Origin of the sequence: Mammaliicoccus sp. C-M13, from assembly GCF_022386845.1 — a bacterium.
Lineage (GTDB): Bacteria > Bacillota > Bacilli > Staphylococcales > Staphylococcaceae > Mammaliicoccus > Mammaliicoccus lentus.
On the sequence record NZ_JAJNHQ010000007.1, the window covers coordinates 1 to 21977 of the forward strand.

Genomic DNA, 21977 nt, shown 5'->3' on the forward strand with positions numbered 1-21977 from the left:
GATTTGTAAAATTACTAATATCTTCAGCTGTTAAATTACTTAAATTATTGATATTAGATTTACCTTGCTCTTTTTGATTATTCAATAAGTTGGTTGCATCTTTAATTTGAGCATCTTGTACCGCTTTATCTATTGTTGCTTTATCTTTAGCATTAGCAACTTGATTGTTATAAGTGGCTTTTTCTTCATTTGACAAATAATTAAATCCGTTAATTTGGTTTGTTCCTTGTGTTTTTTGATTCCTCAGTAAGTTGCTTGCATCTTGAGCTTGTGCATTAGTATATATACTATCTAAGTCTGTTAATTTTTGCGTTTGCTTAACTTGCGTATTGTAATTCGTCTTTTCACTAGTAGTTAAGTTTGTTAACTGTCCTATATTATTGTTTACAGTTGTTCTACCTTGATTACGTACAGTATTAACTTGAGCTCTCAAACCATCTATCGTATTAACACCGTTAAATGAATTTAACATTTCTTGTTTCGTGGCTTCATCTAAAGCCTTTGTACTGTTAATTTCTTTATAAATATCCTGATATTCATTTAAGTAATTAGCAAAATCTTGGAAAGTTATATCATAAGTGTTTGTTCCAGCTAATAAACCAGTATTAACTTTCCTATAATAAGAGACAGATAACGCGCTTTTAGAATCAAAATCTTTTGAATTTATGATTATATTTAAATTTAATGGCTCACCATTAGAGAGAAACGATGCTGTTCTTTTATATTCAATTGAATAATTCCCATTGGCATCTTTTATTAATTTGTCACCTTCAGCTGTTATGCTTACTATATTGTTCTTCAATTGCTCATTAAAGTTTACACTATATCTTTCAAGTGCACTAAAACCAAAATTCAAGCCTTTTTCCTGTCCTATTGCAATACTTAACTCTATTTGATCATTATTTATTTGTCTAAATCGAATTGAATCCATGTGTGTCCAATCATCAATAAGAGGTCTAGAGATTGTTTTATTAATATTAACTAATTTACTAAAGTCTGTAGTGGCTGTATCTCCAGCTTCTAACACTCTTGTTTTAGGTGTATCAGATATACTTCTATTTTCATTACTCTCTGTTCGTACTGAGCGTAATACAGTTGCTTTCGGTTTTGTTCCTTCTTGTTCATCAGCAGCACGCTTTAACAATTCTAATCGTAATGAATCATAGATTTCTTCGTTAGATGCTTTATCATAGTCAATATCTAAATTATCTATGATTGCTTTTGCATCTTTATCTTGAATGTCATTATCTTTCAAATAATCTTCTACATATTGCTTACGATTTGTTTCTTCATTAAGGCCTTCTTTAAACGCTTTGTCATCAGCTAACTTAACGTCTTTCGCTTCTTCTGGGCTTATTTCTTCATTTGTAATTTCTTCTTTATCTATTCCAGATTGATTTTCTGAGCTAGCCCCTATATCTTCTTCGCTATTTTCATTGTTTTCGTCATCTGTTGTTTGCTTTTCATTATCTTCATATGATTCATTTGGATTTTCTGTTGAATTTTTTTCATTGGATTGGTTTGTATCTTGATTAGCTTTATCTATATCTGTATTTCGCTCTTCTGTAGTATTATCTTCATTTGTTGGTTTGTCGGAGTCTTCTTGCACAGAATCAATGTCTTCTTTATTATTTTGTTCATCTGAATGATTATCTTCAGCTGTATCCTTTTCTGATTGAGGCTTTTCTTCAACTGTTGGTTCTTCTTTCGGTGTTTCCTCTGTGTCTTCACTTGTTGGCTTGTCTTCCGTACGTTGTTCTTCCGTTGAAGTATCTTCTTTATCTTCAGCTGTTGGTTCTTCTTTCGGTGTTTCCTCTGTGTCTCCACTTGTTGGTTTGTCTTCCGTACGTTGTTCTTCTGTTGAAGCATCTTCTTTATCTTCAGCTGTATCCTTTTCTGATTGAGGTTCTTCTTCAATTGTTGGTTCTTTCTTCGGTGTTTCTTCTGCCTCCTCATTTGTTGACTTGTCTTCTTGCTCATATGTAGCAGAATCCTCAATGTTTTCTTCATTAGATACATTAGATTCTGCTTGGTCTATTGTTGGATTTTCAATTTCTTCATTTGTTTTTGTTGAATTGTTATGTTTTTCATTTGTACCTTGTTCTTTCAACTGACTTTGTTTAACGGTGTCAGTTTCATTTTCTTCTGAGTTACTTTTAACACTTTGATCAGTACTGTAATTATTTTCAGATGCCTTAGCATTATGATCAATACCTAAAAAAAGTAAAGTCCCGACGAGTATCGAAGCTGTTCCCACCGTGAATTTACGAATAGAGTATTGGTTTTTTCTATTTGGCAAAAAATCTATTTTCTTCTTCATCTTGAGTACCACTCCCTTATCATTAATATGCATAAATGTAATTTATTGTACAAATAGCATTATACTCGATTTGAAAAATTTAACAATATAATATGTTGTAAAATTTGTTAATATACAATTGATTTTCACTATTTATATTATTAAGTTGTGTATATAAATATAATTATTCATTATTTTATACAATACTTAAAATAATTTCTATTGCCATTTATAACAACGAAAGAGCGAATCTCAAGAAGAAAGTGAGGGTTTTGGTTTTTACATATTTATCCAATAAACATTAAGTTTTCGTAAACACAATTATTTATCATTTGGTACATATTCTGGGTTATCTTTATTTAATACCCAGTTACCAGTTGTTAAGTAAGATGCGAAAGCACTCCATGCCACATAAGGGATTAATAGTAGCCCTGCAGTCTTCTTAACTTGATAAAACTTAACTGTCGTAATAATAACAGCACTAAATAAAGCAAAGCTTTCAATCAGTGCAGTACCTCTTAATTTATATTTAAAGTAAAGTATAGACCATAAATAATTCAGACCTAATTGAAGAGAGTATATACCTTTAGTACTCTTACTTGCATTATTATTAGAAACTAAAGAATAAGCTATGCCCATACTAAAATAAAGTATTGGCCATACTATAGGAAAGATATAACCTGGCGGAGAAAATGGTGGCTTTTTATTTCGTTTATAATCTTGTCGCGCATTTTTGCTCGTATACTTACCTATCAAATTACCCCCAACAAACGGAAATCCAATCGCAAAAACTTGTTTCACTATGCCTGTAAGTCTCATTTAATCATGCCCTTTCAAACAGAATTTTTATCCTTACAATTAAAAATACCCTCAATCTGTATAATAAATCATTAGTAATTTAATAAAAAAAGAGAGCTATTTAAAATAGGCTCTCATAATTTATATATAAAATTGTTTACATTTTTTAATTATTGCTATTAAATAATTTCATTTGTCCCATAATATTTTCTATTTAATTCTATAATTTGATCATGGTTCATATTTGGTTCAAAGTGTTTAAATACTTCGTCTCGATTAATTGGTGCTAGGTTTTTGTCAGCAACTTTTAATGCTATTTCCAATTCTTCAGTATTAAGTTCTGTGCAATATGCAGGTGTGCCTGGTTGATGTCTCCATGAATTTTTAATTTCACCACTATCAACAGTATCAAATCCTATTGATTGTATAAGTTCACTTATAATTTTTTTATCTTCTGTATTATCTCCTGATATCGCCATTGCTATTTTTTCTTCATTTTCTTCTGTACTATTTTTATTTTTCAATGTATATGCAAGTAAATTATTAAATGCTTTTATAACTGGTTTGCCAATTGCTTCTGATACCCATTCACTTTCAACTGTTCCATCATCTAATTCTTTAATATTTCCATCTCTAAATGGATAATAATTACTTGTATCTACGACTATTACGTCATCACTTATATTAGAAATATAAGGTTTTATTGTAGGTATAACTTGTGTAGGAATCGATATTATTAAAATATCTACATGCTTAATTACTTCATCTATTTCTACTGCTTTTCCTTTAAACTTTTTATTTTCTAAATAGCTTACTGATCGCACATCCGCTATTTTGATATTATGACCTAAATTATATAATTTTTCTGAAATAGTGACCCCGATAGGTCCTGCTCCTATAATTCCAATATTCATTATATGTCTCTCCTAATATTTTATAGTTTGTTTAATATATTACTCTCTCATTCCGTATTCTTGAGGTACTTCTAAACTATCTCTAAGTGTTTCTCCTTCATAGTCTAAATGGTATAATCCTCTTTCTTGTAAAATAGGTACAACATAATCTACAAAGTCTTCTATACCATCATGTGATGAATCTGGAACTATTGAGAAACCGTCTGTAGCATCTGCTAAATACCATTCTTCTAGAAAATCAGCTACCATTTCTGGTGTTCCAGCTACTACTGGGTGATAGTTAATCACACCATTTGCTAGTACATCTTTTACGGATAAGCCTTCTTTAAGTAATTCATATGCTCTTTCTGCTCTAGGATCCATCGGTGATGGATATGCTTGCGATAATAAACTTTCTGATAGTGGTTTATTAATATCAATTGTATTTACATTGATGGTTATACCAACCATATGACCTAAATATTGAACATAATGAGCTGTTTCTTCTGGTGAAAAATCAAGCAACATACGTCTTCTATCTAATGCTTCTTCTTTTGTCTTACCTATATAGAACATAAATCCTGCAAACATTTTAATATCTTCAGGGTTTCTTCCATGTTGCTTTGCACTATTACGTATCATTGTGCGATGTAATTTCGCTTCTTCTTTTGTAAATGGATTTGCATATACACCTGAAGCAAATCTACCTGCAAGTTCCAAACCTTTTTCACCACCACCTGCTTGGAATATCGGTGGTTGACCTTGTGATGACGCAGGTATGGGTAGTGGTCCTCTTGTTTGATAATACTTACCGTTATAATTAGCGAGGTTTACTTTATTCATATCTGCAAACTGTCCAGTTGATTGATTAATAACATATGCATCTTTACCAAAGCTGCCCCATAAAGACTGTACTGCTTCAATATGTTCACGCGCCATTTCATACCTTGTATTGCGGTCAGGCAAACGTTTACCAAAATTCATTGCTGTCTGACCATTTGAAGTTGTTACTGCATTCCATCCAACACGCCCATTACTTACAATATCTAATGTTTTTAACTGACGAGCAAGATTGTAAGGTTCTGTAAATGTAGTTGAAAAGGTAGAAACAAGTCCAATGTTTTTAGTCTCCCTTGCAACAGCAGTTAATGCAATTAATGGATCCATTGAATGCATTGGTGAATTGATACTAATATCATTTTGCAAAGATGGAGTATCTGCAATAAATAAAGTATGAATTTTACCCCGTTCAGCAATTTTTGCTTTTTCAACATAATTATCCATATTTGTATAAGCATCCGCTACAGCTCCTGGCATGCGCCAAGTCTTAAATTCTCCACCATAGCCAGACACCATTTGAAGTGCTAACTTCATTTTTCCATCTCTTTTATTAATCGTCATTTCTACGCTCCTTTTATATTTGAGTTATAGTAGTATAAATTATATACTTATTAATATATTTTAAAAGACGGCAATAAAATAGTTCTTAGTACTATTTTTTGTACGTATGCATAAGGATGGGATTCTATGGCTAAAATTTGTAAATATGGATTTGATGATTCAATTATAAAAAATGAAAGAGATTTATACGGCATAGGATTTACTCAAAATTTATTAGCAGGACGCTGGAAATATTTTATATTGTGGTTTTTAAAAGAAGAGCCTAAACGATATAGTGATATTAAACGGTTTTTATCAGGTATATCTCAAGGTTCATTAACAAAACAATTAAAAGAACTAGAAGCTGATGGTCTTATTAATCGTAATGTATATCCAGAAGTCCCACCAAAAGTAGAGTACTCCTTAACAGACATGGGTGAAGAAATATTACCAATTCTAAAAATGATGGAAGTGTTCGGTAAAAAACACGGTAAACAAATAGATGAAGTGCTTTAATTCTTATTTATATAAAAAATGCCTCGACACTATTTTCCTAACTAGTGTCGAGGTATTTATTATTTCTTCAATAATTCAATGATTAAATCGTTAATTTCATGTTTTTTCTCTACGAATAATGCGTGTCCTACATCTGATACACGTGTTAGTTGATAATTAGGCATTGTTTTTTCTAGTACTTCAGAAAATTCGATTGGGCATGCCGCGTCGTCTGTGCCGTGTATTCCGTATACTGGTAAGTCTATATTCTTCACGTCTTCTCTAAGGTCTTCATCACGAAGGGACTCTAATAATTTAACTGTACCTATTAATGATGATGTTAGCGTTAATTGAGTGAAATAGTTTTTGTATTCATCTGATACGTTTGTGTTAGAACTGAAGAATGTGTCTCCAAATTCTGTAATTGCTTTTGGTTGATCGTCAGAAATAGACTTCATTAAATCTGTAACATCGTCTACTTCCATACCGTAAGGGTAGCCTTCTCTCTGTGTAAAGCTAGGTCCTGCTGGTCCAAGTAGTATCATTTTTTCTAAATCTGGATTGTTATGCTTAGCTGCATATTTTAGTGCTAACGCACCACCTACTGAGAATCCAACAACGACATAATTTTTAAGATTTAATTCATCGACTACTTTTTGAACGTCATCTACAATTGTGTCGTAATCATAACCAGAAGCAGTCGTATCTGATAATCCGAAACCACGATGATCAATACCTATATAACGGTAGCCATTATTTACAACATGTTGTGCTTGATATTCAAACATTTTATTATTAGCCGGCCATCCGTGAAGAAATACAATCGGCTGACCTTCACCAAAGTCTTCTACATTAAGATATGCATTTTCTTCTATTTGAATTCTATGTGTCATATTTATCTACTCCTTTGTTTAGTACTTTCCTTTTTGCTTTCTTCTTTAAACATTAGGTCAGATTAACTCAACAACTCTTTAACAGCAGCACCTACTAAATTAGCAGATTTTGGATTTTGTCCAGTTACTATTTGACCATCAATGACTACTTTAGGACGAAATGGTATATGAGATTTTTCATAACGTGCACCTTGTATTTTCAATTCGTCTTCAAGCTTAAATGGGACAATCTTCATCTTATTGGCCAAAAATTCTTCTAAGTTTGAGAACCCTGTAATTTTCTTTTGATCAATTAAAAACCTTCCTTTTTCATTTTTCACATTTAATAGACCTGCAATACCATGACAAACTGCGGAAACAACGCCGCCTTTATTATAAATCTCATTTATAGCTTTTTTAGCGTCTTCATTGTCAGGAAAGTCATACATTACACCGTGTCCACCTGTGAAATAAATTGCATCATATTGTGCAGCATTTGCTTCGCTAATAGGTTGTGAATATTTTAATTTATTCATAAAATCTTTATTTTGATAGTAGGCTTTTGTCGTCTTATCCAACATTACTTTTCCTAAACTCATTGGATCAAGTGGTGTATTTCCTCCTGTAATGTTGAAAAAGTCTACTTGATAATCATCACTCTTAAAATGTTCATAAAAATGAACAAGTTCACCTAGCCATAAACCTGTTGGCACTTGAGTTCCTTCAAAAACATCCGAACTTGTATTTACAATCATAATTCTTTTCATGATATGTCCGCCTTTCTTATTTGCTGTCATCCATTTTTACAATAATTTTACCTTTTGCCCTTCCTCTATTTGAATATTCTAGGGCTGCTTCTGTATCTTTAAAGTCATAAATTTTATCAATGATTGGTTTAATTTTATCTTGTTCGATTAAATCTTTAATAATCGTTAATTGTTCACCGCTCGGCTTCATAAACAGAAATTCATAATTTGCATGATATTTTTTAGCTTTTCTTGTATATTTTGAAGAAGCTAACTTAAATAACACTTGTTTAGCGGCACCTAAATTCATGCTTTTCGCAACTTTAGCTGTTGGCATACCTGATATAGATGTAACTGTACCGCCTTCTTTTAACACTTCAAAAGAATGTTCTAAATTTTCTCCTCCTAAAGTATCGAAAACACCGTTATATCCTGATAAGACATCCCAAAATTTTTCTTCTCTATAATTAATAACTTTATCTGCCCCTAGTGAACTGACAAGGTCATACCCTCGAGAACTCGCTGTTGTAGCAACATATAAGCCCATCGCTTTAGCCAATTGTATAGCGAATGTTCCAACTCCACCTGAACCAGCTTGAATTAATACTTTATCACCTTGTTTAAGTTGCATAACATCATTGAGTGCTTGATATGCCGTTAACCCCACTAACGGTATACTTGCCGCTTCTTCAAAAGTTAAATTACTTGGTTTTAAAGCAATATCATTCTCATCGACAGCTATATATTCTGCAAATGTCCCTATCTTATTTTTTCTAGGACGGGCATACACTTCATCCCCGACTTTAAAACCTTTAACCTTACTACCAACTTCAGTAATCACACCTGAAAAATCATTACCAAGAATAAGAGGAAAGTCATATTTCAATAAAGGACGTAAGCCTCCCTCTTTAATTTTATAATCTATAGGATTAATACTAGCTGCTTTAATTTCCACACGTACTTCAGTAGGACTCATACTCGGTATTGGCATGCGTTCTAATGATACTGGTCCATCACCATATTTATGAATTACCATCGCATTCATATCCGTTATCATATAATTCTTTCCCTTCTTTTTTAACGTTCATTTTATCTTCTATACATATTACCTATTACACGCTTGGCTAAACTTTCGAAGACAGTCAAAAAGGCACACCATTATGCGTATTAGCTAATGGTATGCCTTGATTTAAATCGTATATTTGTATTTTAATGTATTAAAATATTTCCTTTGGAAATAAAGCTCATTATTAGATATTATAGAAACAAAAGCTATACCTCATAATTAATTTTGAAAGATAATTCAGTAAACTAAAGTTAATTTTATACGCTTTATACTTTGGAGGTAACATTATGTTAAATTTTCTTTTTATAGTTCTTCTAGTCTTTCTTACGTATACTTTCTTCCATTATTTATATATAAAAATTTCTAAATCGTTAAAGGCTAAAGAAAGAACAAAAAACAACTTTGTGGTCAAAAATATTTTGCTTTCTTCTAAACACAATATTGATTCCTTTGACGTAATAGTTGTTTTGACGATTTCTTATTTCATTTATTATATATAATATATTATTCACTTGTTACACATCACCCTAATATTTCACTTTTCGTAAACTGAAAAATTTCATTGTTTAGCATTAAATCGTTATTTTCATCACGCTTTAGTTTTATATTTTTATATTGTTCTAATAAAGTGGCAATGACGCCATCGTGTGTGATAATCACATTATTCTCATCATCTTTTATATATTTTTTTATAAAATGTTGAAATTCTTTAATAAATGATTGGTGTTTTAAATCATTAGGGTGTTTATTATTTAATAAGTTAATAGTAGATATGTTTTTGTCGTTATAATTTGAGCATATCTGATCACATATATTCATTTTTCCTTTTCTATGTGGGTACACTCTTGGACCTAAAATATCTACGACCTTGATTTTATTGTTATGACTTAATAACATAGCAGTTTCAATTGTTCTAACTGTTGGACTTACCCAAAATTGAGAGTCTTGGTCAATATATTCACTTATGTTTTTTGTATCTCTTCTACCTTTATCAGTCAATTTTGGGTCTTTTAAATTAAAGCTTTCCGGCTCATTCATGTTATGTTCAGCTTGAGCATGTCTCATAATCTTTATCATCTCGACTCATCCCCTTTAATCAACTTATATTATTTTACCCCTCATTATACATTTCCATGGAAATATTTTTTAATATACTGCCGAAATAAAAAAGCTGCTATCCATCAATTCTTCTAAATTTATTAGAAAAATGAAGGAATGCAGCTCAATAATTATTGATTATTAATGTTTAAAATATATTGGTTAATTTCTGATTTAATCACTTCTAAATGATCAGACTCATTGTCTATTGTTGTTAAATTTAAAGCATGATTTTCTAATTCTTTAAATGATACTTCGCCTTCGACAATTTGCTTACCGATACCACTTGCAAATGATGAATATTTCTTCTCTACAATTTTTTCAAAGAATTCATCTTCAATCATTTTAGATGCAACTCTTAGACCCAATGCAAAAGCATCCATACCCGCAATATGAGTAAGTACTAAGTCTTCTTGTTTGAATGAAGTTCTTCTTGGTTTAGCATCGAAGTTTAACCCACCTGGAGCTAGTCCACCATTTTTTAAAATTTCATACATTGCTAAAGTTGTATCGTAAAAATCTGTTGGGAACTCATCTGTATCCCAACCTAGTTGAGGATGACCTTGGTTTGCATCCACTGATCCTAACATTTGATTATCTCTAGCGTAACGTAATTCGTGTTGGAATGAGTGACCAGCTAATGTTGCGTGGTTTGCCTCAATATTAAATTTGAAATGCTTATCTAAATCATATTTTTGTAGAAACGCATGAGAAGTTGCTACATCTGTATCGTATTGATGTGTAGTTGGTTCTTTAGGCTTTGGTTCAATTAAAAATTGACCTTTATAACCAATTTCTTCTGCGTAAGCGATAGCCATTTTAAAGAATTTAGCTAAATTATCTAACTCTAACTTCATATCTGTGTTTAACAGGCTTTCATACCCTTCTCTTCCACCCCAGAAGACAAAGTTTTCTGAACCTAATGTTTTAGCAATTTCTAAAGATTTTTTCACTTTTGCAGCTGCATAAGCAAATACATCTGCGTTAGAAGATGTTGCAGCTCCGTGCACAAAACGTTCATGAGTGAAGTTATTTGTAGTATTCCAAAGTAATTTCTTACCTGTTTCATTCATTTTCTTTTTAATTAATTCTACAATTTCATCTAAATTTTTATTAGATTCTTCTAATGTATTTCCTTCAGGAGCAATATCAACGTCATGGAAACAAAAATATTCAATTCCTGTTTTATCCATAAATTCAAAAATAGCATCAACTCGTGCTTTAGCTTTTTCCATTTCATCTAATGAATCCCAATCACGTAATGCAGTACCTACACCAAAAGGATCAGATAGATCTTCAGTGAATGTATGCCAATAAGCTACACTAAAGCGTAAATGTTCAGCCATTGTTTTACCATTAATTTTTTCATCAGCATTATAATATTTAAAACTAAATGGATTTTTTGATTTAGGACCTTCATATTTCACTTTTTCAACATTAAAGTAAGACATTCTTAACTCCTCCTTGAATTGTGGTTTAGTTAGTTTGTTTATTAAACTAACTAACTAACATTGAGTTAAATATAACACCTTAATTAATTTTTGTAAACGGTTTCTTTAAGTAAAATAAAAACAGGCTGTGACATAAATGAATGTCTCAGCCTTCTCTAAATTAAAAGTTAAGTTTAATGTTTTCTATATCTAATATTTTCTGGGTAATAGCGAGTGTAGCTCCAAATAAAGTTGCGAATTTAACATTTGAAGTTAAACTAATTTCTATTTCTTTTTGTGTATATTGGTTAAAAGTCGTTTTAATATTATCTAAGAGATCGGTTATTTCGTTTATTAATGGACAATTAATATAAATCACTTTTGGATTAAGCTGCATATTTAAGTTGTACATCAAAATTGCAATCCTTATTGAAAATTGTTGTATCTCTTCCAGTACAATTTCATTTCGTTCATAATACATCTTCTTAAGCTCTGATAATGTATTTTGTGTATTTAACCTTTTATTAATCTTATTAACTAGTGCATCTTGAGAACATAAATCTTCAATTTTGTGATATGTTCTCTCGTTATCTTCAATAGATGATACGAGTGTCTTTCCTATTTCTCCCGCTTCACCATTTACACCTCTATATAATTTCTGGTCGATAATTAAACCTGCACCGATACCTTTATGTATGCTAAGTGTAATTAAATTATTGATTTCTAAACTATTATTAACATTACATTCATAAATAGCAGAGAAATTGGCTTCATTTTCTACGATAACAGGCACGTCTGCGATTTCCTTAATACTCTCAATCATAGAAACTTTTTCTAATTCGTGAAACGGTAGATGTATAATTTCTTGTTCATTATTAACTATTCCATGGACAGAAATGGCGATACCTAGTAAACCAAAATGTGTTCCAAAGTTTTCATCAGCATTAATATGATATTTTAACAATTCCAACACATGCGTTATTTTTTGATTAGCCAATGGTATAGATTCATACTTTAATAATTCTCCATTGAAGTAGCTATAGATTATTTCAATAGAATGGTATGCAATATCCAAAGAAATGACATAACCAAAATTTTTATTGATCTCTAATATTATTGGTTTACGCCCACCGCTTTTAGTACTCTTACCTTGCCCTACTTCATTAACAAGCTTTTTCTCTTTTAATTTATTTAGAATACTTGAAATGGTGGCTTTATTAATCCCAAGATTTTTAGATATTTGTATTCTTGAGATTAGTTCATTATTAAATATTTGTTGTAAAACTAACTTTTGATTTGAATCTAAATTTGTTACATCTAATTTCTCCAAACTAACACCACCTCAATAAAAACAATTTAAACTAATTAAAACGTTCACTATTTAATTGCACAGATTTGGTTTAACTATAGCATAAAATATATCTGCAAACATCAAATGTCTATGTATAGATTATTTATAGAAACTTTTAAAAGAGAAATAAATAGTAATATTTTAATAACCTTCTAATCCTTGATTTAAACACACTTGTTAAAGATTGAAATATTATAATAATAAATAATACATAAGAAAGCGTTTACAAAAAATATGTTCAGTGGTAATATTTCACTTAAGTTAGTTTGTTTTAAAAACTAACCAACTTATTTGGTTTTTAAACAGGGGGGATATTATTTATGAATGAAACTGTAGAAGCTCAATCTAGTGAACAGATTTTACAATCTAATAATAATGAGAAATTGCATATGCCTGAAAAAAATCGTTTTCGGTATTGGTGACTTTGGCGCTAACTATAGTTGGACCTTCATCGCATCATTTATCACTATATACATGACAGATGTAGTTGGCATTGCAGGCTCAGTTATTGGAACGATTATACTTTTTTGTCGTTTTGCAGATGGGTTTTCTGATTTATTTATGGGAAGCATTATCGATAATACGAATACTAAGATGGGTAAAGCGAAACCTTGGGTCTTTTGGACAGCACCAATTCTAGGGGTATTAACTTTTATGTTGTTCAACGTTCCAGATTTCTTTGGTAATACAGGTAAAATCGCATATATTTTCATTGTTTATTTCTTAATATCAGTTATTTTTTACACTGCTAACAATGTTGCATACTCATCTCTTATCTCATTTATGTCTAAAGACGAAAAAGACAGAGTTTCATTAGGCAGTATTCGTTTTATTTTTTCAAATATTAGTGTACTTTGTATTACAACTTTCACTACATTTTTAGTAACAAGCTTTGGTGAAAACCAGCAAGGTTGGACTTATACAGCATTAATTTATGGATTTTTATGTGCAGTACCTTTAATGATTACAGGGTATTTTGTTAAAGAAAGAAACGTAGCTAAAAAACAGTATACAAGCAACGGTAAGGCAAAACGTATTCCATTTACCTTAATACTTAAATCATTACTAACTGAAAAATATTTTATTATAACAATTATTCTTTATCTATTATGGTATTTACGTCAAACTGATAATGGTATGAGAGTTTACTATGCTACCTACATTTTTGATAATGCCAATGTCATGGCAATTCTTAGCGTAGCGACATTGCTACCTACAATTTTAGGACTGTTAATCGCACCTAAATTTGCAGAAATAGTTGGTATTAAAAATAGTATTATAATTGGGTTAGTTATTTCTATAATTTCGTACATTGTTATGGCATTATTCTCAGAAAACTTACCATTCCTCATTGTAGGTTTAGTTATAAATGGTATAGGTCTTGTACCATTTACTGCAGCATTAAGTGGAATCGTTGCAGATGTTGGTGATATTATTTATTGGAAGACTGGCGTACCCGTACAAGGTTCCATTTTTAGTTTGGCTAGCGCAGGCATGAAAATCGGTTCTGGATTACAATCCGCTATCGTGGGCTGGTCACTATCTATTGGAGGCTATGTCGCAGGAGCATCTGTACAATCAGAAAGTACTATATTTGCAATTAAATCTATGCAAATATACTTTCCATTATTAACAGTAGTACTCATTTGTGTCATTACTTTCTTCTTAAATTATGAAAAGTTTATTACACAAATTAAACAACAAATTCGTTCAAATAATGTTGGCGAAATGAGATCAAAACAAATATATAAATAAAAGGAGTATTTCAAATGACTAATTTAATACATGTAGCTAAAAACGGTTCAGATTATGGGTTAGGAACTGAAACATCACCCTTCTTAACTATTGATAAAGCCGCTTCAGTAGCGTTACCAGGAGATTCAGTAATCGTACATGAAGGCATCTATAGAGAACAAATCACTCATATTAATAGTGGCTTAAGCGAAGCTAGAAGAATTACTTTTAAAGCTGCAGATAATGAGAAAGTAGTAATTAAAGGTTCTGAAGAAATAAAAAACTGGGAACATGTAGAACAAAATATATGGAAAGTGGATATTGATAATCAATTTTTCAATCATTTCAATCCATTCGATACCAAACTATTTGGTGATTGGTTAGTTGTTGATAATAATAAAACATTAGGACAAGTTTATATAAACGGGCAAGCATTATTTGAAGTGAATGATTTTGATTCTCTGAAAAATCCACAGCCTATACATGAAACATTAGACCATTGGACTAATAAACAAGTCTCTTTTGATTATACAGATGAATCAGTATATGTATGGCATGCAGATGTTCAAGAAGACCATACTACTATTTATGCTAATTTCCAAGATTATGATCCAAATAATGAAACAATCGAAATTAATGTGAGAGAAAATGTTTTTGCTCCCGTTAAAACACATACAAATTATATAACTATTCAAAATTTCGAAATTGCACATGGTGCAACACAATGGTCACCTCCTACAGCTAAACAAACTGGAATAATTGATACAAATTGGAGCAAAAATTGGATTATAGAAAATAATCTTATTCATGATTCTATGTGTAGTGCAGTAGCAATTGGTAAAGAAATATCAACTGGTGATAACTTTACTACTTATAGAAAAGATAAACCAGGATACCAATACCAAATTGAAACTGTTTTTAAAGCAGTTAATAGTGACTGGAATAAAGAAACGATTGGTTCTCACATCATTAGAAATAATACTATTCATGATTGTGGACAAAACGCAGTTGTCGGTCATTTAGGATGTGCTTTTAGTCATGTATATAGTAACCACATTTATAATATTGGAAATAGAAGAGAATTCTTCGGTCATGAAATTGCAGGCATAAAATTACATGCAGCATTAGATACACAAGTTTATGATAACTACGTTCATAATTGCTCTTTAGGTATGTGGTTTGATTGGCAAACTCAAGGCACAAGAATCAGTAAAAATATTTTCGCCAATAATACAAGAGACCTATTTGTTGAAGTAACTAGTGGACCTTATATTGTAGATAATAATATTTTAACAGCAGACTATGCACTGGATAACCATGCACAAGGTGGCGCATATATTAACAACATTATTAACGGTGAAATCGTACATCGATTAATGTTAGATAGATCAACACCTTACCATGTACCACATAGTACTTTAGTAGCTGGATTTGCACCTGTTTATGGTGGAGATGACCGATTTTATAATAATATATTTGTTGGTAAACCAGGTGTATCTAACATTGGCACGCATATATTTAATGAATACACAACTTCATTAGAAGAATATAAAGACTTAGTATCCAAAGAAGAAGGAGATCACGAAGCCTTCCATAAAATAAAACAACCAGTGTTCATCAACCATAACGCATATTTAAACAATGCCGAACACTTCAATAGAGAAGAAAGCTTCATTGAAGATAATTCATTCAATCCAAAGATTTCAATAACTGAAGATGAAAATGAAGTTTACTTAAATGTAACATTGCCAGATTCATTATTAGAATTCAAAGGAGATGTACACTCTACCACTTCACTACCTAAAGTAAGATTAGTCGACGCAGACTTTGAAAGACCAGATGGAAACGAAGTTGTTATTGATTCAGATTTAATCCATGATACTAGAAACGAATTTGCCGTGTTAGGTCCAATCCAAAATTTAAAACCAGGTGAAAACCGTATATCAATATGGAAAAAAGCTTAATTTAAAATTTCCGTATGTTATGAAAGGTATGTCCTGGGAAATAAAAAAGTGCGTTTTCTACATCAGAGAAAACGCGCTTTTTTTATGTTTTATTAACGAGTTTCACCTTCCTCCTTCGAAGGTAAATAAATCCAACATATGAATAACAGTACAAGTATTATAACTGGTATTAGAAAGCCTATTTGATAAGCTAATACGGCGTTATTTGGTGATACGAAGGTGCTTCTTGTCATCGTAGCAACTACTGTAGCTATAATTGCTGATCCAAAACTTGCTCCAATATTTTCAACAATATTTATTGTGATACCAGCTTGTGGTAATTGTGAGTCTTTAAGTCCAACATACGTGTTTGTAGTAAATGGCAATAGTATACCTCCAACACTTACACCTCTCATAAATAGGATAATACTCATAGTTAGTATAGTCGTTTGACTTGTTACAAATACTAATGGTATTGATGCGAGTAGAGATACTATTAAACAGATCAAAATAACTTTTTTTGCGCCATATTGATCTGTTAATTTTCCTATCATAGGTCTTGCGATTAACATACCTATACCTTGTGGCATTAATGCAGTGGCCGCTTCTATCGTATTAAAATTCTTAAATTGCTGAAAAAATAAAGGCAATATAATCATTGGACCCATGATTGCAATATTTGCTAAGAATAATCCACTACTAGACGTTGCAAAATTTCTATATTTAAATAGATTTGTCGGTAATACTGTTTGATAATTCTTCATTCGATTGTAAATAAGATAGTTGATTATAAACAGTCCGCCTACGACTAACGAAATAATGGTTTCTTTATTTATAAACGTAGTATTTTCAGTTGCTTTAGTAATACCGTATATGATTGTAAAGCTTATTAAAGATAAGTTTGAAATACCAAACCAATCTAATTTTTTCTCTTTGTTAAATGGCATAAATGAAGGTAATTTCTTAATCATAAGCGGAACTATGAGTACTGTAACAAAAATATTAATATAAAATATCCATTTCCATGAAGAGAAATGAATAATAAATCCTCCAATAACTGGTCCAAGTATCGGTCCTAAAATCATAGGTATACTCACGATGGCCATAACACGTCCTAATTTATCGTGACCGGCTGTTTTTACTAGTAGCGTTGACATGAGTGTTGATATAATACCTGCACTAAACCCTTGTAATACTCTAAATAAGATAAATAAAGATATGCTTTCACTCAATCCTGTTAAGACTGATATTACTCCAAATAATGCTACTGAAGAAATATATACTATCTTGCTATTAAATTGATCCATAAGCCAACCTGAAAATGGGACTGCAATTGCCATAGCTAAAATATAGCCCGTAACTCCCCACTGAATCATATTCAATGAAACATCAAAATATTGCGTTAAGTCATCAATTGCTATATTAATCATTGTTGAATCTAACATAGGAGCAATAGCGCCTAAAGCTATAGCCCATGCAGCCAACATAGTACTTTTTGGAATTTTATCTAATTGTTTTGCTGACATTATTATTTACCTCTCTTTTTGTTTCCTAAGAAACATTATATAAACTTATTGTTTCCTATTCAACAAAAATATTTCAATAAAATAGGGATAAGCATCACATATGCCTATCCCAAATATACTTTTTACTTTTCTTTTTTTATTTCTTGATCTAAAAAATCGCTGTATTTTTCAAAAAAGTTATTTAATACTTTAAATTCTTCATCTGATATATTATCGAAAAACGGTTTATCTCTATCAAGAAAAACTTGATGTAATTTTAAATGACGTTGATAAACACGTTCACCTTCTTCAATTAAACGAAAATAGATCTCTTTTTTATTTTCTGATTTTCTATAACTTTCAATAGCATTTTTCTTAATTAACTTTTTAGTTAATTTGCTAATAGCACCACGCGTCATAAACATTTCATCAGATATCTTTTTCACGTTAGGGTCTTGAATGTTTTTAATAGCCTCTATACAATGCACTTCTGACGGTGTGTATCCTTCTAATTCTTTTTCCATTTTTGGCTTATTGAGCCATATTATTCTATCTTGTACACGTCGCATTAGATAATTTAATTCTTTTACTTTATTCATAATATAAACTCCTTATATTATCACCAAAATAAGATTAGTACCGTACGCAATAATCCCTTATTATATAGTTTATCACTTACAATAGGAATTCTTAAATTATTATTCGTGGATGCTCTATGCAATTATTTTATCATGCAGCATAATTATTAGAATTGGTTAAGAAATTAAAGAAACTCTCTAATATTTAGAGAGTTTCTTTAATTTTACACTATTGTTTCAGCTTGTTTAGTTTCTTTTAATAAATTATGACCGTTATCAGCGTCAAAGAAATGACACTTGTTCATATCAAATGCTAGTTCAACTTGTTCTCCTGCACTCAAATCGTTTCTTGCGTCTATTTGAGCAATCAAATTTTCTTGATTCAGTTGGAAATGAATCATAATGTCTGAACCTAACAACTCAGCTACCTCAACTTTTGTTGTGAATCGATTATTCTGATTTGCTTTAATAAAAATAGGTTCATCCCTTATGTCTTCAGGACGCATCCCAATTTTAATATTTTTATTAATGTATCCTAAATCTTTTAATTTTTCTAATTGATTTCCAGTGAATTGAAATAGTTGTTCACCTATTTGCAACCCATCACTCGTTACTTTTGCATTTAGGATGTTCATTGCAGGTGACCCTATAAATTGTGCTACAAATAAATTACTAGGAGAATTATATACTTCTCTAGGTGTTCCAATTTGCATAATATCACCTTCGTTTAGAACTACAATTCTTGAAGCCATAGTTAATGCTTCCGTTTGATCATGAGTCACATAAATTGTAGTTGTATTTAAACGTTCATGTAACTTCATTATTTCCGCTCTCATCTGAACACGTAATTTAGCATCTAAGTTAGATAGTGGCTCATCCATCAAAAATACATTTGCGTCTCTTACAATTGCACGACCAAGTGCTACCCTTTGTCTTTGACCACCAGATAAGGCTTTTGGTTTTCTATCTAGGAATTCTGTTAAACCTAAAATTTCTGAAGCTTCTTTTACGCGAGTATCAATTTCTTTCTTATTTATTTTTCTCAATTTTAAGCCAAATGCAATATTATCATAAACTGTCATATGAGGGTATAATGCATAATTTTGAAATACCATTGCAATATCTCTATTTTTCGGTTCAACATCATTCATGCGTTTACCATCTATCGTAAAATTGCCTTCTGAAATAGTTTCTAACCCAGCAATCATCCTTAACGTGGTAGACTTCCCGCACCCTGAAGGACCAACGAACACAATAAATTCTTTATCTTTAATCGAAATATTAAAATCTTTTACGACTGTTGTATTACCATCATAAGTCTTTTTTACATGTTCTAATTTGATTTCAGACATTATATTTCGCGCTCCTTTCAATTTTTCAATATATTAACCCAAACAAGCCTTTGATATTACTTTATTTAAATTTGTAAACTATTTTTTCAACATTAAATGGTTCACCTTGATAATTCCAACCAACTTTATGCGCTTCGCCTTTAAAGAAAAGAACAAATTGTTTTTCTTTAAACGGACTAATCAAGTAATCATTATTTTTAGACTCTCCTAAACTTACATCATCTTGCTTATTATAATCTTGGTTAGCTATGAATCCGCTACTCTCTATCATCCCAAAATATTCTTTACCTTTAACTATAATATGAAGATCTATGTGTTTTTGATGTTGCTCAAAAGGTTTATTATATTCTGTTTTATACTTAATAAAATTTTTTACGATTTCACCTTGTGGTTCTCCATTTAAATTTCCCTTTATATCCTCAATGATTTCTTTTGGAATTATATTTTTATATAAATGAATGTTTTTTAGTTCATCGATTATCATTATTCACTACCTCTTCTATTTTTACTTTCTTATTTTCTTCTTTGGATTTTGTTAGTGCATCTGCAGTCGCAATGGATGACATTGCTGCTGTTCCATCAACGAGTGGTTTGAACTCTTCTGAAGCTTCCATACCATTTAATAACTCATGTAAATAGTTCATTTCTCTTTGCATAATTCCTTGTAACCACAAAGGTGGTTTTTTTTCAGGATTACCATACATTATGGCCCCGTCATCTTTACTGCCCTTATATATGTTTGTTCTATCTTCATCTTCTTCTTTATTACGATGTAATAAAAATTGCTTATCTTCATTATTTTTTCTTAATACAACTTTCACATCTTGTAAATCTATTAGTATAGCCCCTTCTGTACCTTGAATTTTGACAAAATGATCTGACCATCTAAAAGCAGAACCATATTGAAGCGTTGCATATTTATTTTCTTTAAATTCTAATGTAATTAATAACATATCATCTTCATCACCAAATTTTTCACCATTATGAGCAACATTGCCACCAACCATTGTAGCTTGAACTGCTGGTCCCATAATAAATTGAATGAAATCTAATTCGTGTATATGATGATAGAGGTGTCCCCCTGATATATTTCTTTTCTTTTTCCAGCTGACTTCTTCTTGTCGTTCTTCCCAACCATTACGTTCAGCATGACAGAATAAAACTTCACCTATTTCCCCACGGTTTATAATTTGTTTTACTTCTCTTACACCATCCATAAAGTTCATTACATGTCCTGCCATAAAAAATACGTTATTTTTCTTGGCTTCTTCAATCATCTCATAGCAATCTTTATAATTAAGTGCTATCGGCTTCTCGCAAAATATATGTTTTTTATGCTTGGCAGCTAAAATTGCAGATTCTTTATGATAAGCATTTGGTGATGCTATTATAACCACATCAATGTCTGACCTTCTACAAATTTTTTCCAAATCGATATCGAATTCACAATTTATTTCTTCGGCTAAACTTTTACTATTTTTTTTATCCACATCATAAACAGAAACCACTTTAGCGTTGTCTAATTTTGTTATTATTCTAGCTAGTTCTTTTCCAAAGTATCCTGCACCTATAACACCATAATTAATTTGTTTCATAAAATTTTCCTTTCTATTTAACTGAGCCTTCTGAAAGCCCAGCAGCAATTTTTTTCTGTATAAACATAAAGAATATTATTGATGGTAGGACAATAATTACTGAAGCTGCTAACATTTGTCCCCAATCCAATATTTCTGATCCATTTAAAGAATATAATGCAATTGAAATAGGCATTTTATTTGTACTATTAATAAGTAACAATGCAAACAAGAATTCATTCCATGTATTGATAAAGGTATACACTGCTGTCGCAACTATACCAGGCATAACAATTGGAAGAACTATTTTACTAAAGATCACAAATCTACCAGCCCCATCTATCTTTGCCGCTTCTTCAATTTCAAATGGTACGGTACTAAAAAATCCTATTAACATCCATACTGCATAAGGTATTGAAAAAGATAAATATGTTATTACTAGTCCAGTCCATGTATTCATTAATCCCATTTGCACAATCACGATTGTATAAGGAATTGCTAACAATATAGGAGGAAACATATAAGTCGCAATTAGAATTTTAGTCATTAACTTTCCGAATCTTGGAAAGAACCTCACAATTCCATATGCTCCTAATGCAGAGACGACAATAGTAATTAACGTGGCTGCTAGTGAAACAATTAAACTATTTCTTATGTTTTTAACAAAACCTAAATCAAATAAAACTTGTTTGTAATATTCAATAGTGAAATCCTTAGGTATTAGAGTTAAAGGATTATTCGATAACTCTGTTGATGACTTAAATGAAGATAGTAAAATCCAAAGAAATGGAAAAACAGCAATAATTGTTAAAATAATCATTATTGTATATAGTCCTACGTTAACTAAATGTTTTTTCTTCATA

Annotated in this window: 19 protein-coding genes; 3 read left to right on the top strand and 16 right to left on the bottom strand. The window is 30.9% G+C overall.

Annotation, left to right across the window (positions count from 1 at the left end; genetic code table 11):
- From LQ615_RS06740 to LQ615_RS06755, 4 genes are all read right to left on the bottom strand, one after another.
- Window positions 1-2320 (bottom strand): YSIRK-type signal peptide-containing protein (locus LQ615_RS06740; protein WP_239705386.1); only part of this gene is annotated, 2320 nt, incomplete at its 3' end.
- Between the two features lie 300 nt (window positions 2321-2620).
- Window positions 2621-3118 (bottom strand): TspO/MBR family protein, encoded by a 498-nt coding sequence (locus LQ615_RS06745; protein WP_239703820.1) that lies wholly within the window; start codon window positions 3116-3118, stop codon window positions 2621-2623.
- 158 nt (window positions 3119-3276) lie between these two features.
- Complete coding sequence (locus LQ615_RS06750; protein ID WP_239703819.1) at window positions 3277-4011, bottom strand: NADPH-dependent F420 reductase; 735 nt, start codon at window positions 4009-4011, stop codon at window positions 3277-3279.
- A gap of 39 nt (window positions 4012-4050) precedes the next feature.
- On the bottom strand, window positions 4051-5391 hold the full coding sequence (locus tag LQ615_RS06755) for an NtaA/DmoA family FMN-dependent monooxygenase (RefSeq protein ID WP_239703818.1): 1341 nt from the start codon (window positions 5389-5391) through the stop codon (window positions 4051-4053).
- 126 nt (window positions 5392-5517) lie between these two features.
- Here LQ615_RS06755 and LQ615_RS06760 point away from each other — a divergent pair, with 126 nt between their 5' ends.
- On the top strand, window positions 5518-5886 hold the full coding sequence (locus LQ615_RS06760; protein ID WP_135021159.1) for a winged helix-turn-helix transcriptional regulator: 369 nt from the start codon (window positions 5518-5520) through the stop codon (window positions 5884-5886).
- 59 nt (window positions 5887-5945) lie between these two features.
- On the opposite strand, the gene LQ615_RS06765 is transcribed toward LQ615_RS06760, so the two are convergent.
- The 6 genes from LQ615_RS06765 to LQ615_RS06790 all read right to left on the bottom strand — a co-directional run bounded on the left by LQ615_RS06765 (window position 5946) and on the right by LQ615_RS06790 (window position 12407).
- On the bottom strand, window positions 5946-6758 hold the full coding sequence (locus tag LQ615_RS06765; RefSeq protein WP_239703817.1) for an alpha/beta fold hydrolase: 813 nt from the start codon (window positions 6756-6758) through the stop codon (window positions 5946-5948).
- 62 nt (window positions 6759-6820) lie between these two features.
- Window positions 6821-7504 (bottom strand): type 1 glutamine amidotransferase domain-containing protein, encoded by a 684-nt coding sequence (locus tag LQ615_RS06770; RefSeq protein ID WP_239703822.1) that lies wholly within the window; start codon window positions 7502-7504, stop codon window positions 6821-6823.
- A gap of 16 nt (window positions 7505-7520) precedes the next feature.
- Window positions 7521-8528, bottom strand: a complete 1008-nt coding sequence (locus LQ615_RS06775; RefSeq protein WP_239703816.1) for an NADP-dependent oxidoreductase — start codon at window positions 8526-8528, stop codon at window positions 7521-7523.
- Window positions 8529-9071: 543 nt separating this feature from the next.
- Window positions 9072-9626: a histidine phosphatase family protein gene (locus tag LQ615_RS06780; protein ID WP_239703815.1), complete on the bottom strand. Its 555-nt coding sequence runs from the start codon at window positions 9624-9626 to the stop codon at window positions 9072-9074.
- A 152-nt stretch (window positions 9627-9778) separates the two neighbouring features.
- Window positions 9779-11098: a xylose isomerase gene (gene xylA, locus LQ615_RS06785; protein ID WP_017000400.1), complete on the bottom strand. Its 1320-nt coding sequence runs from the start codon at window positions 11096-11098 to the stop codon at window positions 9779-9781.
- 160 nt (window positions 11099-11258) lie between these two features.
- A complete protein-coding gene (locus LQ615_RS06790) occupies window positions 11259-12407 on the bottom strand; it encodes an ROK family transcriptional regulator (protein ID WP_182093619.1) in 1149 nt (382 codons plus the stop codon).
- A gap of 369 nt (window positions 12408-12776) precedes the next feature.
- Here LQ615_RS06790 and LQ615_RS06795 point away from each other — a divergent pair, with 369 nt between their 5' ends.
- Together LQ615_RS06795 and LQ615_RS06800 are read left to right on the top strand one after the other, a co-directional pair.
- Window positions 12777-14183: an MFS transporter gene (locus tag LQ615_RS06795; protein WP_239713541.1), complete on the top strand. Its 1407-nt coding sequence runs from the start codon at window positions 12777-12779 to the stop codon at window positions 14181-14183.
- Window positions 14184-14197: 14 nt separating this feature from the next.
- The gene (locus tag LQ615_RS06800; RefSeq protein ID WP_017000403.1) at window positions 14198-16126 is read left to right on the top strand and encodes a right-handed parallel beta-helix repeat-containing protein; all 1929 of its coding nucleotides are present in this window, start codon (window positions 14198-14200) and stop codon (window positions 16124-16126) included.
- Window positions 16127-16218: 92 nt separating this feature from the next.
- On the opposite strand, the gene LQ615_RS06805 is transcribed toward LQ615_RS06800, so the two are convergent.
- From LQ615_RS06805 to LQ615_RS06830, 6 genes are all read right to left on the bottom strand, one after another.
- Window positions 16219-17631: a DHA2 family efflux MFS transporter permease subunit gene (locus LQ615_RS06805; protein WP_064204716.1), complete on the bottom strand. Its 1413-nt coding sequence runs from the start codon at window positions 17629-17631 to the stop codon at window positions 16219-16221.
- A 122-nt stretch (window positions 17632-17753) separates the two neighbouring features.
- The gene (locus tag LQ615_RS06810) at window positions 17754-18209 is read right to left on the bottom strand and encodes a MarR family winged helix-turn-helix transcriptional regulator (RefSeq protein WP_017000405.1); all 456 of its coding nucleotides are present in this window, start codon (window positions 18207-18209) and stop codon (window positions 17754-17756) included.
- A gap of 203 nt (window positions 18210-18412) precedes the next feature.
- Window positions 18413-19540, bottom strand: a complete 1128-nt coding sequence (locus tag LQ615_RS06815; protein ID WP_064204715.1) for an ABC transporter ATP-binding protein — start codon at window positions 19538-19540, stop codon at window positions 18413-18415.
- A 61-nt stretch (window positions 19541-19601) separates the two neighbouring features.
- Window positions 19602-20024 carry a YhcH/YjgK/YiaL family protein gene (locus tag LQ615_RS06820; RefSeq protein ID WP_017000407.1) on the bottom strand — a complete coding sequence of 141 codons (423 nt, stop codon included), beginning with the start codon at window positions 20022-20024 and terminating at the stop codon, window positions 19602-19604.
- On the bottom strand, window positions 20011-21135 hold the full coding sequence (locus tag LQ615_RS06825; protein ID WP_017000408.1) for a Gfo/Idh/MocA family protein: 1125 nt from the start codon (window positions 21133-21135) through the stop codon (window positions 20011-20013). The genes LQ615_RS06820 and LQ615_RS06825 overlap by 14 nt, the downstream gene beginning before the upstream one ends.
- Window positions 21136-21148: 13 nt before the next feature.
- Complete coding sequence (locus LQ615_RS06830; protein WP_017000409.1) at window positions 21149-21976, bottom strand: carbohydrate ABC transporter permease; 828 nt, start codon at window positions 21974-21976, stop codon at window positions 21149-21151.
- Window position 21977: the final 1 nt, after the last annotated feature.

What these genes read in the sequence shown, in the direction of transcription:
- LQ615_RS06745 (WP_239703820.1), bottom strand. Translation starts at nt 3,118, where the DNA reads ATGAGACTTACAGGCATAGTGAAACAAGTTTTTGCGATTGGATTTCCG.
- LQ615_RS06750 (WP_239703819.1), bottom strand. Translation starts at nt 4,011, where the DNA reads ATGAATATTGGAATTATAGGAGCAGGACCTATCGGGGTCACTATTTCA.
- LQ615_RS06755 (WP_239703818.1), bottom strand. Translation starts at nt 5,391, where the DNA reads ATGACGATTAATAAAAGAGATGGAAAAATGAAGTTAGCACTTCAAATG.
- LQ615_RS06760 (WP_135021159.1), top strand. Translation starts at nt 5,518, where the DNA reads ATGGCTAAAATTTGTAAATATGGATTTGATGATTCAATTATAAAAAAT.
- LQ615_RS06765 (WP_239703817.1), bottom strand. Translation starts at nt 6,758, where the DNA reads ATGACACATAGAATTCAAATAGAAGAAAATGCATATCTTAATGTAGAA.
- LQ615_RS06770 (WP_239703822.1), bottom strand. Translation starts at nt 7,504, where the DNA reads ATGAAAAGAATTATGATTGTAAATACAAGTTCGGATGTTTTTGAAGGA.
- LQ615_RS06775 (WP_239703816.1), bottom strand. Translation starts at nt 8,528, where the DNA reads ATGAATGCGATGGTAATTCATAAATATGGTGATGGACCAGTATCATTA.
- LQ615_RS06780 (WP_239703815.1), bottom strand. Translation starts at nt 9,626, where the DNA reads ATGATAAAGATTATGAGACATGCTCAAGCTGAACATAACATGAATGAG.
- xylA (WP_017000400.1), bottom strand. Translation starts at nt 11,098, where the DNA reads ATGTCTTACTTTAATGTTGAAAAAGTGAAATATGAAGGTCCTAAATCA.
- LQ615_RS06800 (WP_017000403.1), top strand. Translation starts at nt 14,198, where the DNA reads ATGACTAATTTAATACATGTAGCTAAAAACGGTTCAGATTATGGGTTA.
- LQ615_RS06805 (WP_064204716.1), bottom strand. Translation starts at nt 17,631, where the DNA reads ATGTCAGCAAAACAATTAGATAAAATTCCAAAAAGTACTATGTTGGCT.
- LQ615_RS06810 (WP_017000405.1), bottom strand. Translation starts at nt 18,209, where the DNA reads ATGAATAAAGTAAAAGAATTAAATTATCTAATGCGACGTGTACAAGAT.
- LQ615_RS06815 (WP_064204715.1), bottom strand. Translation starts at nt 19,540, where the DNA reads ATGTCTGAAATCAAATTAGAACATGTAAAAAAGACTTATGATGGTAAT.
- LQ615_RS06820 (WP_017000407.1), bottom strand. Translation starts at nt 20,024, where the DNA reads ATGATAATCGATGAACTAAAAAACATTCATTTATATAAAAATATAATT.
- LQ615_RS06825 (WP_017000408.1), bottom strand. Translation starts at nt 21,135, where the DNA reads ATGAAACAAATTAATTATGGTGTTATAGGTGCAGGATACTTTGGAAAA.
- LQ615_RS06830 (WP_017000409.1), bottom strand. Translation starts at nt 21,976, where the DNA reads ATGAAGAAAAAACATTTAGTTAACGTAGGACTATATACAATAATGATT.